Here is a 2,142-nt window from a genome sequence, read left to right on the forward strand (position 1 = left end):
CAAGTACACTTGGCGGTTGAGGGTTTAGACAGTTCTCTCACGACTCATTTCTGCGGACTACAAAACTATTCTAGATTCACCACATTCTTCTTCTCCTGTCAATGCGTAAGTCCTATTCGATTGCAAAGTTTCCCTGCGACGATCTCACCACGATAGATCGACTTTGGATGCAGCATTCAAACAATCGATTTGGTATCAGTATATGGAGAGATATCTGGTTGTCTTTCGGTTGCAAAGTTGACAACGACGCGGAGCATCGTCTAGGTAAAGCTGTTGGTTGGTACGAAGGTGGGTGGAAATTTGGGGATAAAATAGACTTCAGCTTGTCTGCTCCCGTAGGACATCTCCCAAGTCTTTTTTCAGCAAAAAGTGGAGTTTTATTGAGAATACTAGGATGTGCAGAAATGATGCACTCTGCGCTTGCGTGGAGATTTGCGAACTGCTCATTGACAGAGCTAGAACAATCTCTTGATATGGCCCAACCCCAAATTGATGTGAAGTATGAACAGAGAGGAACAACTTTAGAGGTGTATATTGCTTCTCAAGAACCACTGACTCCGATAAATTCGCTAGAGGCAGACTATAGTAAGGCTTCACTTCTGCTGAACGCTAAACGATATGCAGAAGCATTGGAGAGTTTTGAAGCACTTCTACAGATATATCCAAATTGCGTCGATGCTCATCGAGATAGGGGGCTAGCGCTCGGTAGTCTTGGTAGGCATGAGGAAGCCTTGACCGCTTTTGAAACGGCTTTGCAGCTAGATCCAACCTCCGAGTCAGCATATTTTTACAAAGAATCTGCACTTTACAACCTTGGGCGTTTAGGAGAAGCCTTGCAGTCTTACGAGACGCTACTCAGACGGAACCCAAAGTCTGCTTTTGGATATTTTCGCAAGGGAATAGTGTTTCACCAGCTTAGACGACATGAAGAAGCTTTAGATTCATGGGAGCAGTCACTATCTTTCGACCCAAACAATGCTGAAGCTTATCGTCATATAGGAGCTGTACTTGATAATCTACAACGGCACGACGAGGCATTACTCTGTCTGAACGAGGCATTGCGATTAGATCCGAGTTCTGCTTTAGTTCATCACAGTAGAGGTGCTATTTTAGATAATCTTGGACGGCATGAAGAAGCATTACTTTCACTAGATGAGGCACTAAGACTAAATCCAAATCACGCAGGAGCCTATCACAGTAGGAAGATTGTGCTTGACAAGCTTGGACAGCATCAATAACAGAGACTTCCTTTACTGCTATTGCAAAAGTGCCGCATAACAACCGCGCTGCACCGGGACTTGCCAACATGGTCGGCTGATTTTTAAAGGTTATCTGTGTCCGGTGAGCGCGACCGTTATATTTCACCCGTTGGAAGTTAGACGGGATGCAATTCGGGCGCTACCCTAAATCCACACTATTCACAACCACCTGATGAAGCGCTTGATAACGAGTTCGCGCTTTGAATTTGGCAAGAACATTGTTCATGTGAAATTTAACTGTGCTTTCGCTAATCACCAGATGATTGGCAATATCCCGATCGCGCAATCCCCCCGCCAACAGTCATCATTTCTAACTCGCGTCAATGCCCCAACTCTCGCCACGGGCAACCGCTGCGATCGCCTCCCTCAATTGTCCCGGTGTGAGGGTCAGATCGACTTTAGCTCAGATCTTGCACCAGTCTCAACAAGGGGTTGCCAAAAAGCTCAAAGTCTGAAAGAAAGGGCGTAGAAACATTTCAATGGGACGGTTATGGAAACCATCTTGGAACACGCCCAAGGATTAGTGTACGCTCTACTCGGATTGATGCCTAGTTCCGATCAGAAAACCAGCTTCAGTGCGCTACTCGGACTGTTTTTAGATGCGTCCGGTCATGCTTTGCCCCAACATTGCCCGATAAAATCTGCCAGTGCGTTGAGTCGATTTCTAAATATCTATGGGTGGTCTACCCGGTCGGTGCTGCGAACCACTCGCCAAACGGTGCTGAAACAGATGGCACAGCATCTATCCCGTTCTGACAGTCCGCTGAAAGTGATCATTGACTTAACAACGCTACCGAAGTGCGGCGAGTTTCGGCATCTGGGCGACCCGACGGAGGATGGAGCAAAGCCCAACCCCTGGGTGCGAGTCCTCAACGGCAAGCGG

Annotated in this window: 2 protein-coding genes and 1 pseudogene; 2 read left to right on the forward strand and 1 reads right to left on the reverse strand. The window is 47.1% G+C overall.

Features of this window, described 5'->3' with window-relative positions; all coding sequences use genetic code 11:
* Positions 1-101: 101 nt before the first annotated feature.
* Positions 102-1,238 carry a GUN4 domain-containing protein gene (locus tag BRW63_RS26870; RefSeq protein ID WP_073075363.1) on the forward strand — a complete coding sequence of 379 codons (1,137 nt, stop codon included), beginning with the start codon at positions 102-104 and terminating at the stop codon, positions 1,236-1,238.
* Between the two features lie 160 nt (positions 1,239-1,398).
* Here the strand turns inward: BRW63_RS26870 and BRW63_RS26875 are convergent, their stop codons facing one another.
* A complete protein-coding gene (locus tag BRW63_RS26875) occupies positions 1,399-1,557 on the reverse strand; it encodes a helix-turn-helix domain-containing protein (protein WP_244913305.1) in 159 nt (52 codons plus the stop codon).
* A 192-nt stretch (positions 1,558-1,749) separates the two neighbouring features.
* On the opposite strand from BRW63_RS26875, the pseudogene BRW63_RS26880 reads away from it, so the two are divergent.
* Positions 1,750-2,142: pseudogene (locus BRW63_RS26880) on the forward strand (IS701 family transposase); the annotation flags it as partial.

The organism is Phormidesmis priestleyi ULC007 (assembly GCF_001895925.1).
GTDB lineage: Bacteria > Cyanobacteriota > Cyanobacteriia > Leptolyngbyales > Leptolyngbyaceae > Phormidesmis_A > Phormidesmis_A priestleyi_A.

Bases quoted from the DNA above. Each gene is read 5' to 3' on its own strand.
- BRW63_RS26870 (WP_073075363.1), top strand. From the start codon at position 102: ATGCGTAAGTCCTATTCGATTGCAAAGTTTCCCTGCGACGATCTCACC.